The 22,180-nt window shown below is 64.5% G+C and carries 21 protein-coding genes and 1 tRNA gene; 5 read left to right on the plus strand and 17 right to left on the minus strand.

The features are described from left to right. Both VFG49_RS16055 and VFG49_RS16060 read left to right on the plus strand, forming a co-directional pair. On the plus strand, nucleotides 1–259 hold a 259-nt coding region (locus VFG49_RS16055), incomplete at its 5' end, for a peptidylprolyl isomerase (protein ID WP_324862335.1). Nucleotides 260–265: 6 nt separating this feature from the next. Further along, nucleotides 266–994: a UDP-2,3-diacylglucosamine diphosphatase gene (locus VFG49_RS16060; protein ID WP_324862336.1), complete on the plus strand. Its 729-nt coding sequence runs from the start codon at nucleotides 266–268 to the stop codon at nucleotides 992–994. A gap of 102 nt (nucleotides 995–1,096) precedes the next feature. Here VFG49_RS16060 and VFG49_RS16065 read toward each other — a convergent pair whose 3' ends face one another. From VFG49_RS16065 to VFG49_RS16105, 9 genes are all read right to left on the minus strand, one after another. Beyond that, on the minus strand, nucleotides 1,097–1,684 hold the full coding sequence (locus tag VFG49_RS16065; RefSeq protein WP_324862338.1) for a hypothetical protein: 588 nt from the start codon (nucleotides 1,682–1,684) through the stop codon (nucleotides 1,097–1,099). A 407-nt stretch (nucleotides 1,685–2,091) separates the two neighbouring features. Further along, nucleotides 2,092–2,184, minus strand: a tRNA-Ser gene (locus VFG49_RS16070). Nucleotides 2,185–2,258: 74 nt separating this feature from the next. Continuing rightward, nucleotides 2,259–2,465 (minus strand): carbon storage regulator CsrA, encoded by a 207-nt coding sequence (csrA, locus tag VFG49_RS16075; RefSeq protein ID WP_324862340.1) that lies wholly within the window; start codon nucleotides 2,463–2,465, stop codon nucleotides 2,259–2,261. A 260-nt stretch (nucleotides 2,466–2,725) separates the two neighbouring features. Beyond that, a complete protein-coding gene (gene alaS / locus VFG49_RS16080; RefSeq protein ID WP_324862342.1) occupies nucleotides 2,726–5,359 on the minus strand; it encodes an alanine--tRNA ligase in 2,634 nt (877 codons plus the stop codon). 83 nt (nucleotides 5,360–5,442) lie between these two features. Then, on the minus strand, nucleotides 5,443–5,934 hold the full coding sequence (locus tag VFG49_RS16085; protein WP_324862344.1) for a regulatory protein RecX: 492 nt from the start codon (nucleotides 5,932–5,934) through the stop codon (nucleotides 5,443–5,445). Nucleotides 5,935–5,956: 22 nt separating this feature from the next. After that, nucleotides 5,957–6,988, minus strand: a complete 1,032-nt coding sequence (gene recA / locus VFG49_RS16090) for a recombinase RecA (protein WP_324862346.1) — start codon at nucleotides 6,986–6,988, stop codon at nucleotides 5,957–5,959. Nucleotides 6,989–7,116: 128 nt separating this feature from the next. Continuing rightward, nucleotides 7,117–7,623, minus strand: a complete 507-nt coding sequence (locus VFG49_RS16095) for a CinA family protein (RefSeq protein ID WP_324862349.1) — start codon at nucleotides 7,621–7,623, stop codon at nucleotides 7,117–7,119. Nucleotides 7,624–7,731: 108 nt separating this feature from the next. Beyond that, nucleotides 7,732–8,871: a dipeptidase gene (locus VFG49_RS16100; RefSeq protein WP_324862351.1), complete on the minus strand. Its 1,140-nt coding sequence runs from the start codon at nucleotides 8,869–8,871 to the stop codon at nucleotides 7,732–7,734. Then, nucleotides 8,858–10,258, minus strand: coding sequence for an amidohydrolase family protein (locus VFG49_RS16105; protein ID WP_324862353.1), 1,401 nt, complete (start codon nucleotides 10,256–10,258; stop codon nucleotides 8,858–8,860). The genes VFG49_RS16100 and VFG49_RS16105 overlap by 14 nt, the downstream gene beginning before the upstream one ends. A gap of 148 nt (nucleotides 10,259–10,406) precedes the next feature. Here VFG49_RS16105 and mutS point away from each other — a divergent pair, with 148 nt between their 5' ends. Continuing rightward, nucleotides 10,407–13,034 carry a DNA mismatch repair protein MutS gene (gene mutS / locus VFG49_RS16110; protein ID WP_324862355.1) on the plus strand — a complete coding sequence of 876 codons (2,628 nt, stop codon included), beginning with the start codon at nucleotides 10,407–10,409 and terminating at the stop codon, nucleotides 13,032–13,034. A gap of 110 nt (nucleotides 13,035–13,144) precedes the next feature. Here mutS and VFG49_RS16115 read toward each other — a convergent pair whose 3' ends face one another. From VFG49_RS16115 to htpX, 7 genes are all read right to left on the minus strand, one after another. Next, nucleotides 13,145–13,396: a hypothetical protein gene (locus VFG49_RS16115; RefSeq protein WP_324862357.1), complete on the minus strand. Its 252-nt coding sequence runs from the start codon at nucleotides 13,394–13,396 to the stop codon at nucleotides 13,145–13,147. A gap of 159 nt (nucleotides 13,397–13,555) precedes the next feature. Continuing rightward, the gene (locus tag VFG49_RS16120) at nucleotides 13,556–14,140 is read right to left on the minus strand and encodes a response regulator (RefSeq protein ID WP_324862359.1); all 585 of its coding nucleotides are present in this window, start codon (nucleotides 14,138–14,140) and stop codon (nucleotides 13,556–13,558) included. 102 nt (nucleotides 14,141–14,242) lie between these two features. Further along, a complete protein-coding gene (locus VFG49_RS16125) occupies nucleotides 14,243–14,641 on the minus strand; it encodes an RNA-binding S4 domain-containing protein (protein WP_324862361.1) in 399 nt (132 codons plus the stop codon). A 145-nt stretch (nucleotides 14,642–14,786) separates the two neighbouring features. Beyond that, a complete protein-coding gene (locus VFG49_RS16130; protein WP_324862363.1) occupies nucleotides 14,787–15,149 on the minus strand; it encodes a DUF4440 domain-containing protein in 363 nt (120 codons plus the stop codon). A 6-nt stretch (nucleotides 15,150–15,155) separates the two neighbouring features. Then, a complete protein-coding gene (locus VFG49_RS16135; protein ID WP_324862365.1) occupies nucleotides 15,156–16,058 on the minus strand; it encodes an AEC family transporter in 903 nt (300 codons plus the stop codon). Between the two features lie 241 nt (nucleotides 16,059–16,299). Next, nucleotides 16,300–18,174: a molecular chaperone HtpG gene (gene htpG / locus VFG49_RS16140; RefSeq protein ID WP_324862367.1), complete on the minus strand. Its 1,875-nt coding sequence runs from the start codon at nucleotides 18,172–18,174 to the stop codon at nucleotides 16,300–16,302. Between the two features lie 105 nt (nucleotides 18,175–18,279). After that, entirely contained in the window at nucleotides 18,280–19,173 is an 894-nt protein-coding gene (gene htpX / locus VFG49_RS16145) for a protease HtpX (protein ID WP_324862369.1), read from the minus strand. A gap of 182 nt (nucleotides 19,174–19,355) precedes the next feature. Between htpX and gluQRS the strand changes: the two genes are divergently transcribed. Then, nucleotides 19,356–20,216: a tRNA glutamyl-Q(34) synthetase GluQRS gene (gene gluQRS / locus VFG49_RS16150; RefSeq protein ID WP_324862371.1), complete on the plus strand. Its 861-nt coding sequence runs from the start codon at nucleotides 19,356–19,358 to the stop codon at nucleotides 20,214–20,216. A gap of 154 nt (nucleotides 20,217–20,370) precedes the next feature. Beyond that, entirely contained in the window at nucleotides 20,371–21,111 is a 741-nt protein-coding gene (phbB, locus tag VFG49_RS16155; protein WP_324862373.1) for an acetoacetyl-CoA reductase, read from the plus strand. 129 nt (nucleotides 21,112–21,240) lie between these two features. On the opposite strand, the gene VFG49_RS16160 is transcribed toward phbB, so the two are convergent. After that, on the minus strand, nucleotides 21,241–22,122 hold the full coding sequence (locus VFG49_RS16160) for a tRNA threonylcarbamoyladenosine dehydratase (protein WP_414649160.1): 882 nt from the start codon (nucleotides 22,120–22,122) through the stop codon (nucleotides 21,241–21,243). Nucleotides 22,123–22,180: the final 58 nt, after the last annotated feature.

Raw genomic sequence — 22,180 nt, forward strand, 5'->3', positions numbered from 1 at the left:
GTTGACCTGGGGTTACGCGGTGTTCGGCAAGGTGATCAAGGGCATGGACGTGGTCGACAAGATCGCGGCCCTTCCCACCCGGGGGCTGGGTCCGTTCGCTACCGACGTGCCCAATCCCATGGTCGTGATCGACAGCGCGAACGTGGTCGGCGAGCAAGCTGCCGATACCGAACCGGCCAAGGCTGCCACGGAGAAAGCACCCTCCGACAAGCCGGCTGCGGCACCCGCGAAGCCCGAAAAGCCCAAGACCAAGGGCTGAAGCACCATGGCCACGTTGTTCATCGCCGACCTGCACCTGGACGACAGCCGCCCGCAGATCACCCAACTGTTTGAAGAGTTCCTCGCCAGTACGGAAGCCCGTTCGGCTGATGCGCTCTATATCCTCGGCGACCTCGTCGAGGCATGGATTGGTGACGACGACGACGCCCGCTTGCCAGGTCGCATCGCCGAGGCTTCAAAGGCGTTGCGCGACAGCGGCGTGCCGGTCTACTTCATGGTCGGCAACCGCGACTTCCTGCTGGGAAAGCGTTTCGCCGAGCGCGCCGGTTTCACACTGCTCGACGATGGCACCGTGCATGACCTGTATGGCCGCCCCACCCTGCTGATGCACGGCGACGTCCTGTGCACCGACGACATCGCCTACCAGACCGTGCGCAAGCAGGTGCGCACGCCGGAGTGGATGGCGCAGGTGCTGTCCATGCCGCTTGAGGCGCGCCGCGCCTTCGCCGCCAAGGCGCGCGAAGACAGCCGCGCGCACACCGGTAGCACCATGGAAACCATCATGGACGTCAACGCCGACGCGGTGGCCGACACCATGCGCAAGGCGGGCGTCACGCGCCTGATCCACGGCCATACCCACCGTCCTGCCATCCATCGCTTCGAATTGGATGGCCAGCCGGCCGAACGCATCGTGCTGGGTGACTGGTACGAGCATGGCTCGGTGCTGCGCATCACGCCGGAAGGCGCCCAATTGCGCGGCTTGTCCCTGGGTTGATTCAACGCCCACCGCGCCCGGGTGCACAGGGCAGGACAAAAAAGGAGTCGCCGACACACATGCCGACGACTCCTCTTTGCTGCATCCTTCAAGAAGCCCGCATCAATGCGACTGCAGTGCGCCGTGGAAGCCCGGACTGTTGAGCAGGCTGTTGCTCAGCTTGAGCACCGCATTGGAGAGTGTTTCGTAGTAATTGTCGGCCTTGTAGGAACGGCCGAAATTGGTGGCGCCGCCTCCCGCCACGCCCTGCCATAGAATCTTGCCTGCGGCATTCGTCGCCGTCACGTAGACGGTGACGTTGCCTACGTACTGGTCGGTCTCGTTGACGAAGAAATCGCGCAGTTCACCATTCACGATCACATCACCGCCGGCATCCACCACGTTGAGCCCGGCCTTGCCGAAAGTCTCCTTCACATGGTCGGTCACGAAGCTCGCCACGTTGTCTCTCGTGGTGACCTGGCGCGCGGCTTCCTTTTCATGGTTCTCCGCGATCAGCGGTGGATTCTTGCGTGCATCGGTAAACGCATTGAACTGCACCTTCACGTTGCCGATGCCGTTGAGGTCAATCGCGCCGAACTCGGCAAAACTCTGCGTGGGCGACCAAACCAGTGGAATATCGGTCAGCGCCTTGGATGCCGACGCACTTCCCGATACCACCAGCAATGCCGCAAAAGCGATCCGCTTGAACATTGTTCCCCCTGTTCCTGATTGGATGGCTGAAAAGGAGCGCCCTCGCCCCTTCCCTTATCGTCAGATCTGCGCCCGTCCAATGCAACGGCGCCGCGCCGGCTGCTCGCGGCGAACGACCGGTCACCAGGGTGAAGGTCCGCAGGGAAATGAAAATCAGGGCGGCGCAACGCAAATTCGCCATGTGCGGAGCAACGCAAACGCCCTCGGGCTCGTTGCAGGGTGCTGTGACGTACAGGTGGGATTGTTCGGCCCATCCTTGGGCCGAACCCTTCCGCGCTGCGCGCTCCAGGGCCAGCCTGCGGCTGTCCAAATTCGCTCCAGGCGAATTTGTCGAACCAGAGGGTTCGTCCACACATCTCTCTCCGCCAGATACGCAAAACGCCCCACTTGGGGGCGTTTTGCGTATCTGGCGGAGAGAGAGGGATTCGAACCCTCGATAAGGCTTTTGACCCTATACTCCCTTAGCAGGGGAGCCCCTTCGGCCTCTCGGGCATCTCTCCAAATTTTTTCCGCATCGCTGCGGAGCCGGTAAGGATACTAACCGGCGCGCTTCAGGTAAAGCTTTTATTGCCGGTCAGTGTTCGCCCGTGTCGCCGGAGGCGCTGCCATCCGGCTCGTGCTCGTTCTTGATCCGCTGATAGATCTCTTCACGATGCACGGCAACGTTCTTCGGCGCATTGATGCCAATACGCACCTGGTTGCCTTTCACACCCAGAACGGTAACGGTCACCTCGTCGCCGATCATCAGGGTTTCACCGACCCTGCGGGTCAGAATCAACATGTTTGCCACTCCATGAATACTTTGGTCATAGGCCAACAGACGGTTATGCCTCACCCCTGAGCTTCACCGTCTGGACAGTTCGACGATCTTACCGCCGAAGGCCCTACCGCCTTCCCCGGATATCACAGACGCGGCACCCCTGTGATGCCATGTCGTACGACACCGTCGCAACCAGCGGTGTCGGCACTGTTTGATACTAGCCGAGCGTCCGCTGGCAGTGCAATGCGTAAACAGAAACGGAATCAGAGCAACTGGCTGCCTCAGGCCAGTCGCTCTCCGATCCACGCCGGCAGGCCGTTCAGGATGGGGAGAAGCTGAGGGCGGTCCGCGCCGCCGCCCTGGGCCATGTCGGGACGACCGCCGCCCTTGCCGTCAATCTGGCTGGCTACGTAGGCCACCACGTCACCGGCCTTGATTCGACCCAGGGCCTTGCCGTTGACACCGGCTACCAGCGACACGCGGCCATCGGCAGCGCCCGCCAGCAGGATCACGCAGTCGGCCAGCTGCTGCTTGAGCTGGTCCATGCTGTCGCGCAGGGCCTTGGCATCGAGCCCTTCAAGGCGCGCGGCGACGACCTTGATGCCGCCAACATCCGTCGCGGTGGAAGCAAGGTCGGCCGTGGCGGAACCCGCTGCCTTGGCGCGCAGCGACTCGAGTTCCCGCTCAAGCTTCTTCTGTTTGTCGAAGATCTGGCGCAGTTTCTCCACGGCGTCATCACCCGTGGACGACAGCAGCTGGGAGAACTCGCCCAGGCGGCGTTCCTCGTCGGCCACGTAAGCCAGCGCGCCGGCACCTGTAACAGCTTCGATACGGCGCACGCCGGAAGCCACGCCGGCCTCGCTGACGATCTTGAACAAGCCGATGTCGCCAGTGCGGCCCACGTGGGTGCCACCGCACAGCTCAGTGGAGAAGTCGCCCATCTTCAATACGCGCACTTCATCGCCGTACTTCTCGCCGAACAGCGCCATGGCGCCGAACTCGATCGCCGCGTCGTAACCCATCTGGCGGATTTCGGCCGCTTCGTTGCGGCGCACCTCGGCGTTGACGAGTTGCTCGATCTCGCGCAATTCGTCGGCGCTCATCGGCTTGAAGTGCGAGAAGTCGAAACGCAGGCGCTCGGGAGCCACCAGCGAACCCTTCTGCGTGACGTGCCCGCCCAGCACCTTGCGCAACGCGGCGTGCAGCAGATGCGTGGCGGAATGATTGAGCACGATGGACTGGCGGCGCGTGCCGTCGACATTGGCGTCGATCACGTCGCCCACGCGCAGGGCCTGCTTGCCACTCCAGCGACCCGCATGGCCGAAGAACACGCCGCCCATCTTGAGCGTATCGCCCACGGCGAACGTGCCCGACGCGTTCATCAGCGAACCGGTATCGCCGACCTGTCCACCGGATTCGGCGTAGAACGGCGTGCGGTCGAGGATGACCAGGCCTTCTTCGCCCTCTTCCAGCGCGTCGAACTGCTTGCCGCCGCGCACGATGCCGACGACCTTGCTGCCCTGGCTGGTCAGCGCTTCGTAGCCCAGGAATGAAGTCGGCTGCAGCTGGCTCGCCAGTTCCGCCGGCATCTGGCCCTTGGCCTCGAACTTTCCGCCTTCGCGACTGCGCTCCTGCTGTTCCTTCATGGCCTGCTCGAAGCCATCCATGTCCACCGTCATGCCGCGCTCGCGCGCGATGTCGGCGGTGAGATCGACCGGAAAACCATAGGTGTCGTACAGACGGAACGCATCAGCACCGGGAATCGTGCCATTGGCCTTGGCGGAGACGGCATCGAACAGGCGCATGCCGTTTTCCAGCGTTTCGCCGAAACGGCGCTCTTCGGTGCGCAGCGCTTCCTCGACAAAGCTCTGCTTCTGCGCCAGCTCAGGATAGGCCGCGCCCATTTCTTCGACGAGCGGCTGCATCATCTTCCAGAAGAAATCGCCGCGCACGCCTAGCATCCAGCCGTGGCGCAGTGCTCGACGGATGATGCGGCGAAGCACGTAGCCGCGACCTTCGTTGGACGGCAGCACGCCATCGACGATGAGGAACGAGCAGGCGCGAATGTGATCGGCGATCACGCGCAGCGATTTGTTGGCGAGATCCTGGGTGTTCGTGAGTTCCGAGGCGACCTTGATCAGGTGCTGGAACAGGTCGATCTCGTAGTTGGAATGCACGTGCTGCAGCACGGCGGCCAGGCGCTCAAGGCCCATGCCCGTGTCCACGCACGGTGCCGGTAGCGGCGACAGCGTGCCGTCGGGCGCACGGTCGAACTGCATGAACACCAGGTTCCAGATCTCGATGTAGCGGTCGCCGTCCTCGTCGGGCGAACCCGGCGGGCCACCTGCGATCTCGGGGCCGTGATCGAAGAAGATTTCGGTGCACGGGCCGCACGGACCGGTGTCGGCCATCTGCCAGAAATTGTCGGAAGCAAACGGCGCGCCCTTGTTGTCACCGATGCGCACGATGCGCTCGGCCGGCACGCCCACTTCCTTGTTCCAGAGGTCGAAGGCTTCGTCATCGGTGTGATAGACGGTGACCCACAGCTTGTCCTTGGGCAGCTTGAGGACGTCGGTCAGCAGCTCCCACGCATAGGCAATGGCATCGCGCTTGAAATAATCGCCGAACGACCAGTTGCCGAGCATCTCGAAGAAGGTGTGGTGGCGGGCGGTGTAGCCCACCGAATCCAGGTCGTTGTGCTTGCCACCGGCACGCAGGCAGCGCTGCACGTCGGCGGCGCGCACGTAAGGCAGCTTCTCGCTGCCCAGGAACACGTTCTTGAACTGCACCATGCCCGAGTTGGTGAACAGCAGCGTGGGATCGCTGGCCGGCACCAGGGAACTGGACGGCACGATGGTGTGCCCTTTCGAACGGAAATAGTCGAGGAAGGTCGAGCGGATTTCGGCAGTTTTCATGCGGCTGGGGAGGACCTGGCGGAGAGGTCACGCCCGGGAAACGGCGCCGAAGCGGCGCTTACCCACCCCAGGGTTCGGGGAGGTCAGGCTTCATCGTCGGCTGCGTCGTCCACGTCGGCGTGGGTAACACTCCGTACTGTGGCGGCGGGAAAGCCCCGACGCAAGAGAAATTGCGCCCGACGAGCCATTTCAGCGGCATCTGGGGCCGATTTGCCGCCATATCGACGCCGAAGCTGCGCGGCGGCCAGCGCGTTCCAGTCCACCTCGGCGGCGTCCAGTACGGCCCGGATGCGGGCATCGGCCAGTCCGTGACTCTTCAGCTCGGCCCGCAATCGCATGGGGCCGTAGCCCTGGGCAATGCGGCTGCGCACCAGCACTTCGGCAAAGCGGTCGTCATCCTGGTAGTGCTGCTGGCCCAGCCGATCGAGCGCATCGCTGGCCTCGCCGCCCTCGTACCCTTTCTGGCGCAGCTTGAGCTTCAGCTCGCGCCGGGAGTGCTCGCGGCGTGCGAGCAGGCCCAGCGCCTTGCTATAGGCGCTGGGCTTGTCAGGCTTGTCGCTTCCGCGGCGAGGCATCGGGCGACCTGTGGCCGGAAGATCAGGCCTCTTCGACCTCGACCGCCGGCAGCGGCGAGTTGCCGCTGCTTACCAGCAGCTTGGCACGCAGGTTGGCGTCGATCTCGTTGGCGATGGCCGGGTTGTCGCGCAGGAACTGGCGGACGTTTTCCTTGCCCTGGCCGATGCGGTCGCCCTTGTAGCTGTACCAGGCGCCCGACTTGTCGATCAGGTTCTGCGCCACGCCCAGCTCGATGATCTCGCCTTCGCGCGAGGTGCCTTCGCCGTAGAGGATCTCGAACTCGGCCTGGCGGAACGGCGGGGCCACCTTGTTCTTGACCACCTTGACGCGGGTCTCCGAACCGATGACTTCCTCGCCCTTCTTCACCGCGCCGATGCGGCGGATATCCAGGCGCACCGAGGCGTAGAACTTCAGCGCGTTGCCACCGGTGGTGGTTTCCGGGCTGCCGAACATCACGCCGATCTTCATGCGGATCTGGTTGATGAAGACCACCAGGCAGTTGGACTTCTTGATGTTTGCGGTGAGCTTGCGCAGCGCCTGACTCATCAGGCGGGCGTGCAGGCCGACGTGGGAGTCGCCCATTTCACCCTCGATTTCGGCCTTGGGCGTGAGCGCGGCGACCGAGTCGACCACCACCACGTCCACCGCGCCCGAGCGCACCAGCATGTCGGCGATTTCCAGCGCCTGCTCACCGGTGTCCGGCTGCGAGACCAGCAGGTCATCCACGTTGACGCCCAGCTTGGCGGCGTAGGTCGGGTCCAGCGCGTGTTCGGCGTCGACGAAGGCCGCGGTGCCGCCGTTCTTCTGGCAGTTGGCGATGACCTGCAGGGTCAGCGTGGTCTTGCCGGACGATTCCGGACCATAGATTTCCACCACGCGGCCACGCGGCAGACCGCCCACGCCCAGCGCAATGTCCAGGCCCAGCGAGCCGGTGGAAACGGTTTCGATGGCGTCGTCGGTACGATCGCCCAGGCGCATGACGGCACCCTTGCCAAACTGCTTTTCGATCTGGCCGAGGGCCGAGGTGAGCGCCTTGCGCTTGTTGTCATCCATCGTCTTGAATCCTGGGTGGCAGTGAATGGAGGCATGATGCCCGCGTCTGGTCTCACGGGCTGCGATCTGTGATCTGAGATGGACGAGTATCCCACACCGGTCAAGCCGGTCAGGAAAGGCTTGGGGAATCAGTCCGTCAGGGCCTTGATGACGCCGCTGAGGGCCGCCGCCACAGTCTGCCGACGCACTGCCTCTCGATCACCGTCGAAATGGAACAGACGCGCATGGGCGTAGCCGCCGCGGCGTTTCCAGCCCAGCCAGACAGTGCCGACCGGTTTCTCCGGCGTGCCGCCGCTCGGCCCTGCAATGCCGGTTACTGCTACCGCCATGCCCGCGCCGAAACGTGCAAGCGCACCCGAGACCATTTCCAGCACGGTTTCCTCGCTGACCGCGCCAGTACGCTCCAGCGTGCGCGGGTTGACGCCAAGCAGGGCCTCTTTCGCCTCGTAGCTATAGGTCACCACGCCGGCATCGAACCACGCGGAACTGCCAGGCAGGTCGGTAAGCGTCTTGGCGATCCAGCCACCCGTGCACGATTCGGCGGTAACCAGCATCAGGCGCTGCTGCAGCGCGGCGGCGGCGATCTGTTCGGCCAGCTCCTTCAGTTCGGCATCGGTGGGAACGGACAAGGTCATGGTGTTTCCTGGGGACGGCACAAGGTCGTCCTTCTACATGTCCGGCGCTGTCCCGCCAAGGGGCGGCACGTTGTCGGACACGCTAAACGGAACCGGTCGCAAGCTTCGTCAACCCCAGATCGTCGTCGCAAAACTCAGGAAGTTGAGGCCAAGGATCTTCTCGATTCGTCCGGATGAATATCCCTTCTGCGCCAGCAGTTGCGCCAGCTTGTGGAATTGCTGCGGGCCACGCAGATCAACCACGAACGGATACGTGTCGGGGCGCTCGCCGGCGGCGCTGATGCCGGCCGCCTTGCGCTCGGCGATCTCCTTGGCCAACGCGGCCTGGTAGGCGTTGAGATCGTCGATCTGGCTTACCGAACCATCCGTGCCGATGCCGACATGATCCTCGCCGCAGACATTCACCGCGTGATCGATGTGCGCAACGACATCCTCGGCCCTGGCGTGGCCGGACGCGTTGAGAAACGGCATGAAATAGATGCCGACGAAGCCACCCCGCTCCGCCACCAGCCGCAGCTCGGCGTCGGTCTTGTTGCGCGGCAGATCGGTCACCGCCCGACAACCGGTGTGGTTGATCGAGATGGGCGCCTTGGAAGCACGTGCAGCATCCAGGCAAGTCTGCTCGCCGCTATGCGAAAGATCGACCATGACGCGGCGCTCGTTGAGTCGCGCCACCACCTCGCGGCCGAACGGCGTGAGCCCGCGGTTCTCGGGCGCCATCGAGCCATCGCCCAGCTGATTGGCCGGGTTGTAGGTGAGCTGGAAAACGCGCACGCCCAGGTTCGCGAAGATGTCCACCCGCTTGGCGTCGTTGCCCATCATGGCGCCGTTCTGGAAACCGTAGATCAGCCCGATCTTCTTCTCGGCCCTGGCGCGGCGGATGTCGCCGGCGGTCAGCACCTTCATCACGTCTTTTTCGTGTGCGCGCACGAGGGCATCGGTGGCGGCAATGTCGCGCACGCTGGCTTCAAACGGATCCTCCGGCCCGGACACATAACCCAGCGTGATGTTCACCGCCGTCAGGCCCGAGGCATGGCCTTCGGACAGCACGCGTGGCGAGAGCTCCGGCACGAGTCCGTCGGCGCCGCGATTGGGATCGTCAAGCCCGCCCAGCGCGTTGATGATGATGCCGCCGTCGGCCGCGCCGGCGCGCTGCACCGATGCACCACGCGCCTCCCACGGCAACATCGACGCTGCTGCCGCCCAGGTTGCTCCCGTCAGGAACGTCCGTCGATCAATCGTCGTCATCGCCCATCTCGTCCTTTGTCACTGGCCGATAGTCGGCGCGCGGATAGGCATGCCCGCGCTTCACCGCCATGCGAATGCTGCGCAGGTTGCCCAGATCCTTGAGCGGATCAGCCGAAAGCACGGCGAAGTTCGCCAGCTTGCCCGCGGCGATGGAGCCCATGTCCTGCGCCTGCCCGGCTGCCTCGGCGCCGATCAGCGTGGCCGAGCGGATCACCTGCAGCGGTGGCATGCCCACGTCATGCGCCAGGAAGAACATCTCGTCGTAGACAGACGGCCAGGCGCTCTTGACGCCGCCGTCGTCGTCAGTGCCCGTGGAAATCGGCACGCCAGCCTGCCACGCCTGGCGCACCAACCGGATGGTGGTCGGGCCTGTGCAACGCAGCGGCTTGCGATCGGGATGCGTCTTGCGCTCGGCGTCGTAGCGGACGAACAGGCTGCCGGTCGCATCGAGGATCGTGCCGTGTTTGAGCATGTCGCGGTAGAGACCGGCGATAACGGGATCATCACCGTTCTTTGCCAGCAGTTCATCGTGAAACGGCGTGTGGTCCTCGTAGGACTTCAGCATCACCGGTTCCAGCTGATAGGCGAGATAACAGGCATGACTGACCACATCGACGCCTGCCGCGATGACATCGGCCGGACGCGTCGGGAACACCGCGCTGTGCGCCCACACCATGATGTGCTGCCGATGCGCTTCGCTGGTGATCGCCGCCACCAACTCCGGCGGCAGATCCGCATACACCTTGATCGCCGTGGCCAAGGTGCCACGCGCCAGCGTCACCGCCTCGCGCAGGTCGGTGTCCTTGTCGATGGCCTGCATCCACGGGCTTTTGCCCGGCGTCACGCCGTAACTCGCTGCCGCGACGCGCGGATCGGCGAAGAACTCCGGGCCGGCCATCACCGCGGCGTAATAGATATCAGGCGAGGGAATCTCGCCCGCCCGCGCCTCGCGCGTCAGTTCGCCGATCGAGCGCAGGTCGTCCGCCATGTCGCGCACGGCCGTGACACCCGCATAGAGATTGCGTCGCAGGATGGCCTGCGCGCGCTTCGCATCCGGCGGCGTGGCCAGATGGACATGGCTGTCGATCAATCCCGGGATCACGTAGCTCCCATGCAGATCCACCGTGCGGACGCCCGCTTCCCTGGCAGCAGCCAGCGAACCGTGCTGCCCTACCGCCACGATCCGCTCCCCGCGCACCAGGATGTCCTGGTTGGGGTGTGGCAGCGCACCTGTTCCGTCGATCACCGTGGCGCCGGCGTAAAGCGTCACGGCTTCGGCAGCGGATTGCTTGGATGGCTCGCCCCCTTCGGAGAAGGCAGCGGGAACAGACAGCGCCAGAACCAGCGCTGCCGTCAGACGGCGGGCGGATCGAAGAGGACTATGCATGGCGAACGATCCTACCCAGCCGCTTCTCGTCCCCACAAGGGCAGCGATATCGGAGCAATTGGGTTATCTTGGCGGGCCTCTTCGAACGGCGCGCAGCGCCTTCCCGCCACGGCGCACGCCACCGTCAGGCCAGGTAAAACAGCACGTTATGGTTGCCCAGGATTTCGATACCCACACCCCCGTGATGCGCCAGTATCTGGGCGCCAAGGCCGAGCACCCCGAGGTGCTGCTGTTCTTTCGGATGGGTGACTTCTACGAACTGTTCTATGACGACGCGCGCAAGGCCGCGCGGCTGCTGGACATCACGCTGACCCAGCGCGGCCAGTCGGCGGGCCAGCCGATTCCGATGGCGGGCGTGCCTTATCACGCGATGGAAAACTACCTGGCGCGCCTCGTGCGCCTGGGCGAGTCCGTGGCGATCTGCGAGCAGATCGGCGATCCGGCGCTGTCCAAGGGGCCGGTGGAGCGCAAGGTGGTTCGCATTGTCACGCCAGGTACGGTGACCGATGCCGCCCTGCTGGAGGAGCGCCGCGACAACCTGTTGATGGCCATCAGCGCCGGTGCGCATGGCGCCTACGGCCTGGCCTGGGTCGATCTCGCCAGTGGCCGTTTCCTGCTGAGTGAAGTGTCGAGTGCCGAGGCGCTTTCCTCGGAACTGGCACGCCTGCAACCAGCCGAGACGCTGGTGGGCGAGGACGTGGCCTGGCCGAAGTTCGTAAGCTCGCTGCCCGGCCTGCGCAAGCGTCCGCCGTGGCATTTCGACGGCGACGCGGCACGTCGCGAACTCAACCGCTTCTTCGGCACGCGCGACCTGGGCGGTTTTGGCGTGGATCGCATGCCGCTGGCAATCGCTGCCGCCGGCTGCCTGCTCGGCTACGTGGAAGAGACGCAGAAGAGCGCGCTGCCCCACCTATCGGGCATGGCAGTGGAAAGCGCGGGCGAAACCATCGCACTGGATGCCGCCACGCGACGCAATCTCGAACTGGACACACATCCGAGCGGACGCACCGAACACACCCTGCTCGGCGTGCTGGATGAATCGGTGACGCCGATGGGCGCACGTCTGCTGCGTCGCTGGCTCAATCGACCGCTGCGTTCGCGTGATCTGCTGCGCAGTCGCCACCAGGCCATCGGCACGCTGATCGACAACCGTCAATACGAAGCGCTGCGCGAACAGCTGCGCGGCATCGGCGACCTGGAACGCATCCTCGCGCGCGTGGCGTTGCGTTCGGCGCGTCCGCGCGATCTGTCCACCCTGCGCGATGGCCTGGCCGCCGCGCCGAATTTTGCGCGCGCGCTCTTCCCTGAGCGTGAAGATCAACAAGCGGCCACCCATGACCGCACTCTTCAGACACAGCTCAACCCGCTGCTCACGGCATTGGTGGAACGCATCGGCGATCACGCCGGTACCGCTGCCCTGCTCGCCCGAGCGGTGGTGCCGCAGCCACCGGTGCTGCAGCGCGATGGTGGCGTGATTGCGGACGGCTATGACGCCGAGCTCGACGAGTTGCGTCGCCTCTCCACGCACGCCGACCAGTACCTTGTCGAGCTTGAGGAGCGCGAGAAAGCCGCCAGCGGCATCGCCACGCTCAAGGTTGGCTACAACCGCGTGCATGGCTACTACATCGAGATCACCAAGGGTCAGGCCGACAAGGCGCCCACGCACTACACGCGCCGCCAGACCACCAAGAACGCCGAGCGCTACATCACCGAAGAACTGAAAACCTTCGAGGACAAGGTGCTCTCGGCGAAGGAACGCTCGCTGATGCGCGAGCGCGCACTGTACGAGGCCTTGCTCGACACGCTGATCGCCGAACTCGAACCGCTGAAGAGCGCCGCCTCCGCGATGGCCGAACTGGACGTGCTCGCCACGCTGGCCGAACGCGCCTCGACGCTCGACTGGAGCGCGCCGGAACTCACCGATGCGCCCGGCATCGCGATCGAGCGCGGCCGTCACCCGGTGGTGGAAAAAGTGCGCGACGAGCCGTTCGAGCCGAACGATCTCGCGCTGGACGACAACCGCCGCATGCTGGTTATCACCGGTCCGAACATGGGCGGTAAGTCGACCTACATGCGACAGAACGCGCTGATCGTGCTGCTCGCGCATATCGGCAGCTACGTGCCGGCCTCGCGCGCGGTGATCGGTCCGATCGACCGCATTTTCACTCGCATCGGCGCGGGCGACGATCTTTCGCGCGGCCAATCCACCTTCATGGTGGAGATGAGCGAGACGGCCAACATCCTGCACAACGCCACCGAACACAGCCTGGTGCTGATGGATGAAGTCGGTCGCGGCACCAGCACCTACGACGGCCTGGCACTGGCGCGCGCCGCCGCCGTGCATCTTGCTGCCAGCAGTCGTTCGTACACGCTATTCGCCACGCACTACTTCGAGCTGACCGAGCTGGCCAACGAATATCCTTCCATCGCCAACGTGCATCTGGACGCCGTCGAGTACGGCGAGCAGTTGGTGTTCATGCATGCAGTGAAGGAAGGCCCCGCCAACCGCAGCTTCGGGCTGCAGGTGGCCGCGCTGGCCGGCCTGCCTAAGTCGGTGATCGCGGATGCGCGACGCACGCTTGCCGAGCTCGAACGCGGCATGTACCAGCACGCGTCGGCGGCTACGGGCAAGGCGCCTGCGCAGGAGTCGCCGCAACTCGGCCTGTTCGCCAGCGCGCCCTCCGCAGTGGAGCGCGCGCTGGAAAACATCGATCCGGACGCCATGAGTCCGCGCGATGCGCTGGAAGCGCTCTATCGACTCAAGGCGCTCGGCTGATCACGGCCTTCGCGTTCTCGGCAAGGTCAAGAATGTTTCATCTGCCGGGAGCCGTTTGCGCATTGCGCGAGACAGACCACGTTTTTATCGTGGCCGGACCCTAGCGAAGCTTAGTGCGGAAACTCCGACTTTCGCGCGTTGGCGATGGCATCGAGCACCGGCCGCGGCAGATGCTCCACGTCCAGCATGACCTTGCCCGAATGCACGGCGCGTACACCTTTCGCGGGTATCACGAAGTCGCCGGCGTTTTCGACATAGACCACGATGGCGTTTTCTTCCGGCAGCAAGCGGCGCACGGAACCGATGCCGTCCTCGCCATCGGCCACGAACACCAGCGAACCTTCTTCGATCGACTCGTCCACGGAATGCCTCCACGCACCGATGCTGAAGAGCAATCGTCGGTGTGTTCCCGTCTGGCCGATGTGAAGCAAGGCTCCATGGCTTGTTCATGGCCTGCTTCGATGAGATGCAAAAAAAGGCGGCCATCATGGATGGCCGCCCTCGTCATCGCCCAGCGTCGGTCAGGCGGCGAGTTCGGGCACGCTGCCTTCCACCGAGCCTTCCATGCTGGCATTGGCGAGCATGGCCGGTATGTTTTCGACAGGCACCGACACCGGCAGGCTGATCACCTTGGCCGCTTCGCGTGGCGCCAGGCGTCCCTGGCGAACGAGGCGGTCGATGCTGGTGGCCACTTCAGCCTGGCCGAACGGCTTGCTGATGAAATCGTCGGCACCAAAGCGTTGCACGTAGAACTGCTCGGTCGCCTGCGGGTTGCCGCTGATCATCACGATGGGAATGTGTTGCGTCGCCGGATCGTGCCGCAGCGAACGCAGCACCGAAAAGCCGTTCATGCCCGGCAGGACGATGTCCAGGAAGATCAGCGACGGCGGCTCGGCCTTCGCCATCTCCAGGGCACTCTCGCCATCATGCGCTCGGTCCACCAGGTAGCCGTCAACCTCCAGCATGCGCCCCAGCACCGCACGGATCGTGGCCGAATCGTCCACTACCAGAACCCGGGCGCCCTGGGTCGCCTTGCGCATCACCTCGGGTGGCTGTTCGAGAGTCGTACCGCCAAACCAACGCTTGAGAAATGCCAAGCCTGCCATTGTCGACCTCCTGCATCACTTCATCGGTAGGCCGCCGCTGTGCGGCCTCTTCCCCGTTGGTGATGCTCCCGCAGATTTACGGCGCTTTCTGCGATGTGCGACTCACATGGAACCCTTAAGCCGTCGCAATTCCCGACGTGCCTGCTTGTCGGGACGCCCTGGCGGGGCCATGGCGCCGACGAGCTTGCGCTGGGCCTTCGCCTCTTCGCGTGCCTTCTGGCTGGCCTCGCTCTCGCGGTAGAGCGCCTGGGCAACGCTGGCCGGCCCACGCTTTTCGGACAGCGCCAGCACCTCTACCTCCATGCGTTCCTCGCCTCGGGTAAGGCGGAACACGTCCCCCACTTCCACGGCTTTCGCCGGCTTGCAGCTGCCGTCGTTGAGGTCGACCTTGCCGCCGTCGATGGCCTGCTTAGCCAGGCTGCGGGTCTTGAAGAAGCGCGCAGCCCATAGCCAGACATCGGCGCGCACGGTGGGCGAGTTGGGAGCGGAAACGAGGGACATGGGGCTATTGTCGCTCATCCTGTCCTTTGCGCAGCGCCACGCCTGACGCTGCAGGAGCGTACTCTGTGCGCGAAAAGCCCATCCCACAAAGGGACGTTGCGGAGCGGCGGCACGGTGATTCTGCGGTCGCGCACAGGGTGCGCTCCTACAAGGTAAGCGGGGTGCCCTGGTGGAACACCATCTGCCACTTGCCCTGGCGAAGCCGCCACAGGGAGCTGCGCAGCGAATCGGCGGCGGGGCGGGCGGCCGTGGCGCCGCGGTGCGCGCGATAGGTCAACAACGCCACGCCATCAGCCAGGCAAGTCAGGCGAAAGTCCATCGCTTCACTCGGCGAGAACCCCTCGTCTTTCAGCGCTTCGATCACCGCCTCCCGCGTCCACACCGTGCCCGATACGCCAAATTCGAAGAAGTCTTCGGCGATCAGTGTGCGCAAGGCATCCGCATCGGCGCGTACGTCTTGCCTGTGCAGCTGCGTTTCGAGATCGATCAGATGCGCTTCAAGATCCATGGCATGTCATCCGCCCAGCCAGAGGTTTCCCAACGGAATGGTGATCAGCGACAGCACGATGCCCGCCCCCAGGATCGTGTTGGCCAGCGTGGGTTCGAGCTTGTGCTCGTCGGCCAGGATGGCCGCGGAAATCATCGGTGCCATCGCCGCCTGCAACACGCCGACGGTAAGCGTCAGTCCACCCACGCCGGCAGCCACGCCCAATCCGAGGGCCGCCAGCGGGGCCAGCGCCAGCTTCCAGCCGAGGCCGAGCAGGAGCGCGGGAAGCTGCCGTTCGCCAAGGTGAAACTTGAACTGCAGGCCCACCGAGAACAAGGCCAGCGGCGTCAGCGTGGCACCGATGGGTGCGAACACGCTGTCGAACACGGGCGGCCATCCGCCCAAAGCACCTGCGATGCCACCCACGACGAGCGCGAGGAAAGCGGGAAAGGTCAGGATACGACGGGCGATCATCGCCGGCTGCGGCGAATTGCCCGAATACCATGCGGCCACCGCGACACCCGCGGAAGCCAGCAACGGAAAACAACCCAGCTGGTCTGCGACGACGGCCAGCGTCAGCCCTTCGCTCCCATGCAGCGCCTGCATCATGGGATAACCCATGAACGAGGTATTGCCCAATCCGCAGACCAGCGTAAGCGCGCCCACGCGCGCACGTGACCAGCCCAGCCAGCGCCCCAGCAACGCAAACAGCAGCCACGCGCCGAAGAACGTCACCCACATCGCCGCCACGGGAAACCACAGCTGCGCATCCACCTTCACCTTGGGCACCAACTCAAGCACCAACGCCGGCAGCGCGATGCGGATGACCCACCAGTTGATGCCGTGGACAATGCCAATGGGCGGCTTGGCGTAACGCGCCACGAGCGCGCCGAGCAATAGACAGGTGAAGAGCAGCAACAGCGCGCTCATGGGAAGACCTTTCGGGAACAAGCACCAGTATAGCGAGCGCGCTCCTACCCACCTGGCGAAAGCGCCCCATCCATCGTCATTCCGGCGCAGGCCGGAATCCAGCGTCGATGATGCCCGGTGGTCGCCGCTTGATTCGCGTGGCTACGCTGCCATCGAATGCGCCGCGAAAACCGGCCGCTCACGTCACTGGATTCCGGCCTGCGCCGGAATGACCGAAAAGGGCCTGTGAGGTATTACCGGATCAACCGCCCGCGATCAGGCGATTGAGCCGCTGCACGAACCCCGCCGGATCGGGCAACTGCGCACCCGCAGCGATCTCCGCCTGGTCCAGCAGGAGATTGGCGAGGTCGGCCGCCTTGGCCGGATCACCCTCACTCTCCACGCGCTTGAGCAACGGATGCTGCGGATTGATCTCCAGCGTCGGCTTGCTCTCGGGCATGTCGTGGCCCGCTTCGCGCAGCAGGCGCGCCAGGTGGGGGGCCATCTCGAAATCGGACAGCGCCAGGCACGACGGCGAATCGGTGAGGCGCGCGGACACGCGTACCTCGTTGACCCGGTCACCGAGCAGTTCCTTGAGTCTGTTGAGCACGGGCTCGGCAGCCTTGCTGGCTTCTTCCTGCTGCTTCTTGCCCGCCTCGTCCAACGGCAGTTCGCCCTTGGCGACGTTGCGGAGCTTCTTGCCGGAGTATTCGTTGAGGCTTCCCAGCATCCACTCGTCGACGCGATCGGACATCAGCAGCACTTCGATGCCCTTGGCCTTGAACGCCTCAAGTTGCGGGCTGCCCAGCGCGGCCGTGTAGCTGTCCGCGGTGATGTACCAGAGGGTGTCCTGGCCCACGTCCATGCGGCCGATGTAATCGTCCAGCGATACCGTCTGGCCGGCGCCCTCACCCTTGGTGGACGCGAAGCGCAGCAGTTTGGCGATACGCTCGCGGTTGGCGCTGTCTTCGGCGATGCCTTCCTTCAGGGTATTGCCGAACGACTTGTAGAAGGTGGCGAACTTCTCCGGTTCGTCGCGCGACAACTTCTCGATGAGGTCGAGCACGCGCTTCACGCAGGCAGCGCGGATACGCTCCAGCTGGCGATTGTGCTGCAGGATCTCGCGGCTCACGTTGAGCGGGAGGTCATCCGCATCGACCACGCCGCGCACGAAGCGCAGGTAGTTGGGCAGCAGTTCCTCCGCGGCGTCCATGATGAAGACGCGCTTGATGTAGAGCTTGAGACCCTTGCGCTCGTCACGGCCACCCATCATCAGGTCAAACGGCGGCTGTTCCGGGAGGTACAGCAGCGTGGTGAAGCTCTGGCTGCCTTCCACGCGGTTGTGCGTCCACGCCAACGCATCGTTGAAGTCGTGACCCAGCGACTTGTAGAAGCTCTGGTAGTCCTCGTCGGAAATCTCGTTGCGCGGCTTGGCCCACAGCGCCGAGGCGTCGTTGACGGTCTCCCACTCGGCCGTGGGCTTGCCGTCCTCTTCCTTGGGCATGCGGATCGGGAACGCCACATGGTCGGAATACTTGCGGATCAGCGAGCGCAGCTCCCAACCCTTGAGGAATTCATCCTCATCCGCCTTCAGGTGCAGGATCACGGCCGTGCCACGCTCGGGAATGTCGACCTGCGAAAGGCTGTACTCGCCCTTGCCGTCGCTCTCCCACTTCACGCCTTCGGTCGCCGGCTGGTCGGCGCGGCGGCTCAACACGGTGACGCGATCAGCCACCACGAAAGCCGAGTAGAAGCCCACGCCGAACTGGCCGATCAGGCGCGCGTCGGTCTTCTGCTCGGCGCTCATCGCTTCCAGGAAACGACGCGTGCCGGAGCTGGCGATGGTGCCGATGTTGGCGACTACCTCGTCACGGCTCATGCCGATGCCGCTGTCGCGAATGGTGATGGTCCGCGCCTCGGCGTTCCAGCTCACCTCGATCTGCAACTCGCCATCGCCGGCCAACAGGTCCGGGTTCGCAAGCGAATCGAACCGCAGCTTGTCGCAGGCGTCGGAGGCATTGGAGATCAGTTCGCGCAGGAAGATCTCCTTGTGCGAGTAGAGCGAATGCGTCACCAGGTGCAGGACCTGGGCGACTTCAGCTTCGAATTTGCGGGTTTCGGGTGCGGTGGTCGTCATACGGAGGGGCTCGTTCGAAAGTCAGGCTAAGAGGAGATACACAAGCGAAGGGGCCGACGAATCGGCCCCTCAGGCTAGCCGCCCCCAGCGGGACGGCAGGTGAAGTCAGGTGCTGGTCGAGTTCTGCAGCGCGGCGATGCGCTCTTCCAGCGGCGGGTGGCTCATGAAAAGGCGCTTGAGTCCCGTCGCCAGATGACCGGAGATGCCGAACGCAGCGATGGTCTGCGGCAAGGTGCTCTCACCATGCTGCACCTGCAGGCGCTGCAGGGCCGAGACCATCGCGCCACGGCCGGCAAGCTTGGCGCCGGCTGCATCGGCACGGAACTCGCGCCAACGGGAGAAGGCCATCACGATCATCGACGCGAACAGGCCGAACACCAGCTGCAGCACCATCACCACCACGAAGTAGCCGATGCCACCACCGTCGCGGTCGCGGCCGCCCGAAAGCCAGCTGTCGACCAGACGGCCGACCACGCGGGCCGCCACGATCACCAGCGTGTTCACCACGCCCTGGATCAGCGCCAACGTCACCATGTCGCCATTGGCGACGTGGCCTATCTCGTGGCCCAGTACGGCCGATACCTGCTCGCGATCCATCTGCTGCAGCAGGCCCGTGCTCACCGCCACCAGCGAGCTGTTCCTGGTCATGCCGGTGGCGAAGGCGTTCATCTCCGGCGCGTCGTAGATGGCCACCTCCGGCATGCCGATGCCGGCGTTCTGCGCATGATGGCGCACGGTATCGACCAGCCAGCGCTCGGCCTCGTTCTGCGGCTGTTCGATCACACGGGCGCCGGTGCCCATCTTGGCGGTCCACTTGGACATGGCCAGCGAAATGAAGGCGCCGCCCATGCCGAACACGGCGGCATAGATCAGCAAGCCTCCCATGCCGCCATAACCACGGGCGGCGGCCCACTGATCGACGCCAAACAGGTGGCAGACGATGCTCAGCAGGAACAGGACGGCGATATTGGTAAGGAGGAACAGTGCGATGCGACGCATGGCTGTCTCTTTGGCAGTCATGAAGGAACACAGACGGCTCTCGCCGTCACCCAAGGATCGTGGCGAAATCCTGCGGTTTCAAGGCCACCCCCGAGGCGACGCTTCCGATACGCCGCCGTTCCCCGTCGGGCTGCACGCCCGGACCGGATGGCGACACACAGGATGCACCGTACAATCGGCGGATGACCTATCGCGGACGTTTCGCTCCTTCTCCGACCGGCCATTTGCATTTCGGTTCACTGGTTGCCGCCGTGGGCAGCTGGATGTGCGCGCGCCATGCGGGCGGCCAATGGCTGGTGCGGGTGGAGGACATCGATCCTCCCCGTGAAATGCCCGGCTCGGCTGAAAGCATCCTCGCTGCGCTGCCGGCGTTCGGACTGGTCGCGGACGGTCCGGCACTGTTCCAGTCAACGCGCCTGGCGGCCTACGACGCTGCCTTCGAACGACTGAAGGCCGCGGACCTGGTCTTCCCCTGCTGGTGCAGTCGCAATGACCTGGCGGGCGGCCTGCACCTGGACGGGCAATGCCTTGCGTCGGCGAATCCCCACCGTCCGCCGGCATGGCGCCTGCGCGTGCCCGACGTGGACATCGGCTTCGACGATGCCCTGCAGGGCCCGCAATCACAGAACCTGCGCGACACCGCAGGCGATTTCGTGATCCGCCGGGTGGAGGGCTTTTACGCCTACCAGCTGGCCTGCGTGGTGGACGATGGCTTCCAGGGCATCACCCATGTGGTGCGCGGCAACGATCTGCTCGACTCCACGCCACGCCAGCTCTATCTACAGCAATGCCTGGGCCTGCCGGCGCCTGCCTACCTGCATCTGCCGCTGGCGCTGGATGGCGATGGGCAGAAGCTTTCCAAATCCGGGCAGGCCCATCCGGTGGACCCGACCGACCCCATGCCAGCGCTGCGGCGCGCCCTTGCCTTCCTCGACCTGCGGGTCGGCCCTGGCGCACAGAATCCTTCATCACTTCTCGCTCACGCCCTCGAGCAGTTCGATCCTGAACATTTTCCGCATTGCAGTGACCGCGCGGCCGCATAAGCGGCTATAAAAGCATCCTGGTCCTGACCCGCCGCTCACGGTGGCCGCGGGACGTGCTTTCCGTAGACGTTTTGCCATGTAGAGCGGTTACACATGGCTTCGCCCGGCAGCACGGCCGGGTCGGATGGATATCCGCATCTTTCGGAGAAATGGCATGACGCAGCGCACGGCATTGGTCACTGGCGGCACAGGCGGTATCGGCACCGCGATCATTCGCTATCTCGCCCGCCAGGGGCATCGGGTCGCCACCAACTATCGCGACCAGGCCAAGGCGGAAGCGATGAAGGAAATGATGGCAAAGGAAGGCATCGAAGTGATGCTGGTGCCAGCTGACGTGAAGGATCCCGACTCCTGCGAAGACATGGCGCGCATCATCGAAGGCGCCCTGGGCCCGATCGGGATCCTGGTCAACAACGCCGGCATCACGCGCGATACCACGTTCCACAAGATGACCTATCCGCAGTGGATGGAAGTGGTGAACACCAACCTCAACGCCTGCTTCAACGTGACGCGTCCGGTGATCGAGGGCATGCGTGCGCACAAGTGGGGCCGCATCGTGCAGATCAGCTCGATCAACGGCCAGAAGGGTCAGTACGGCCAGGCCAACTACGCCGCGGCCAAGGCCGGCATGCACGGCTTCACCATTTCGCTCGCGCAGGAAAACGCCAAGTTCGGCATTACGGTGAACACCGTGTCGCCCGGCTATGTGGGCACGGACATGGTGATGGCGGTGCCAGAGGATGTGCGCGAGAAGATCATCGCGCAGATTCCGGTGGGTCGCCTCGGCAAGCCCGAGGAAATCGCCCATGCGGTGGCGTTCCTGACGGGCGAGGAAGCGGCGTGGATCACGGGTGCCAACCTGTCGATCAACGGCGGGCATTACATGGGTTGGTGATGGGGCCAGGAGTGAAGGGCCAGGAGTGAGTGAAGAGGAGTGGGTAGTGAGAGAACAGCCGGGGATTGCGCGGCCCTCTCTCGTTTCTCACTTCTCACTTCTCACTTCTCACTTCTCACTTCTCACTTCTCACTTCTCGTCTTTCAACAATCGCTCCATGACCCGGCCCACCGCCGCGAACGCAAACGCGCCCGTGACATGCGTCGCTGCGCCCAGGCCGCCGCCGCAGGCGAGGTTCAACGCCTCGGTGCCATTGGTCACCGGTGGACGCGTGCCGCACACCGTGCCGTCCGGCTGCGGATACTGGACGTTCTGCAATGAATACACGGCCGACACGCCGAAATAGCGATCGGGGTTCTTGGGGAAGTTGAAATCCTGGCGGAGCTTTTTGCGGATCAGGCTGAACATCGCGTCATGCTCGGTGCGTGAGAGGTCGCGTATGCGGATTTGCGTGGGATCCGTGCGGCCTCCTGCCGAACCGACCGTAACCATCGGCAGCTTGCGGCGGCGGCACCAGGCGATGGCCTCAAGCTTCACCCGAAACGCATCGCAGGCATCAAGCACGACGTCGTAGCCGCGATCGAGCAGCTCGTCCAATGTGGACGTCGTGAGGAATCGTTCGATCGCATCGATCCTGATGGCCGGGTTGATGGCACGCAGGCGCTTCTCGATCACGCCTACCTTGGACTTGCCGTATTCACCGTCGAGCGCGTGCAACTGGCGATTGGTATTGGACACGCAGATCTCGTCCGCATCGATCAGCGTGAGATGCCCCACGCCACTGCGCGCCAGCGCTTCGGCCGCCCACGAGCCAACGCCGCCGATGCCAATCACGCACACGTGCGCCTGGGCCAACCGGTCGATGCTGCCGGTGCCGTAGAGGCGTTCCACGCCGGCGAAACGTTCCCGGGGAAACGTCACTTCTCCCGCAGGCGCGGCGTCAGGGGTATGTCGCGCGGCCACAAGACCGGCCGTGCCATCAGGGTGCGTCACAGGGAGCCTTTCCAACATCTTGAAGTTTGTGCATTTTAGCGGGAGACGAGCCACCGTGCAGGCCGCCGGTTATGCT

Source organism: Dyella sp., assembly GCF_035685885.1.
In the GTDB taxonomy this organism is placed as follows: Bacteria; Pseudomonadota; Gammaproteobacteria; order Xanthomonadales; family Rhodanobacteraceae; genus Dyella.

Bases quoted from the DNA above. Each gene is read 5' to 3' on its own strand.
- htpX (WP_324862369.1), bottom strand. From the start codon at position 19,173: ATGCGTCGCATCGCACTGTTCCTCCTTACCAATATCGCCGTCCTGTTC.
- VFG49_RS16095 (WP_324862349.1), bottom strand. From the start codon at position 7,623: ATGACCTTGTCCGTTCCCACCGATGCCGAACTGAAGGAGCTGGCCGAA.
- VFG49_RS16125 (WP_324862361.1), bottom strand. From the start codon at position 14,641: ATGTCCCTCGTTTCCGCTCCCAACTCGCCCACCGTGCGCGCCGATGTC.
- mutS (WP_324862355.1), top strand. From the start codon at position 10,407: ATGGTTGCCCAGGATTTCGATACCCACACCCCCGTGATGCGCCAGTAT.
- gluQRS (WP_324862371.1), top strand. From the start codon at position 19,356: ATGACCTATCGCGGACGTTTCGCTCCTTCTCCGACCGGCCATTTGCAT.
- VFG49_RS16130 (WP_324862363.1), bottom strand. From the start codon at position 15,149: ATGGATCTTGAAGCGCATCTGATCGATCTCGAAACGCAGCTGCACAGG.
- htpG (WP_324862367.1), bottom strand. From the start codon at position 18,174: ATGACGACCACCGCACCCGAAACCCGCAAATTCGAAGCTGAAGTCGCC.
- recA (WP_324862346.1), bottom strand. From the start codon at position 6,988: ATGGATGACAACAAGCGCAAGGCGCTCACCTCGGCCCTCGGCCAGATC.
- VFG49_RS16160 (WP_414649160.1), bottom strand. From the start codon at position 22,122: ATGTTGGAAAGGCTCCCTGTGACGCACCCTGATGGCACGGCCGGTCTT.
- VFG49_RS16120 (WP_324862359.1), bottom strand. From the start codon at position 14,140: ATGGCAGGCTTGGCATTTCTCAAGCGTTGGTTTGGCGGTACGACTCTC.
- VFG49_RS16100 (WP_324862351.1), bottom strand. From the start codon at position 8,871: ATGACGACGATTGATCGACGGACGTTCCTGACGGGAGCAACCTGGGCG.
- VFG49_RS16135 (WP_324862365.1), bottom strand. From the start codon at position 16,058: ATGAGCGCGCTGTTGCTGCTCTTCACCTGTCTATTGCTCGGCGCGCTC.
- VFG49_RS16105 (WP_324862353.1), bottom strand. From the start codon at position 10,258: ATGCATAGTCCTCTTCGATCCGCCCGCCGTCTGACGGCAGCGCTGGTT.
- csrA (WP_324862340.1), bottom strand. From the start codon at position 2,465: ATGTTGATTCTGACCCGCAGGGTCGGTGAAACCCTGATGATCGGCGAC.
- VFG49_RS16065 (WP_324862338.1), bottom strand. From the start codon at position 1,684: ATGTTCAAGCGGATCGCTTTTGCGGCATTGCTGGTGGTATCGGGAAGT.
- VFG49_RS16060 (WP_324862336.1), top strand. From the start codon at position 266: ATGGCCACGTTGTTCATCGCCGACCTGCACCTGGACGACAGCCGCCCG.
- alaS (WP_324862342.1), bottom strand. From the start codon at position 5,359: ATGAAAACTGCCGAAATCCGCTCGACCTTCCTCGACTATTTCCGTTCG.
- VFG49_RS16085 (WP_324862344.1), bottom strand. From the start codon at position 5,934: ATGCCTCGCCGCGGAAGCGACAAGCCTGACAAGCCCAGCGCCTATAGC.
- phbB (WP_324862373.1), top strand. From the start codon at position 20,371: ATGACGCAGCGCACGGCATTGGTCACTGGCGGCACAGGCGGTATCGGC.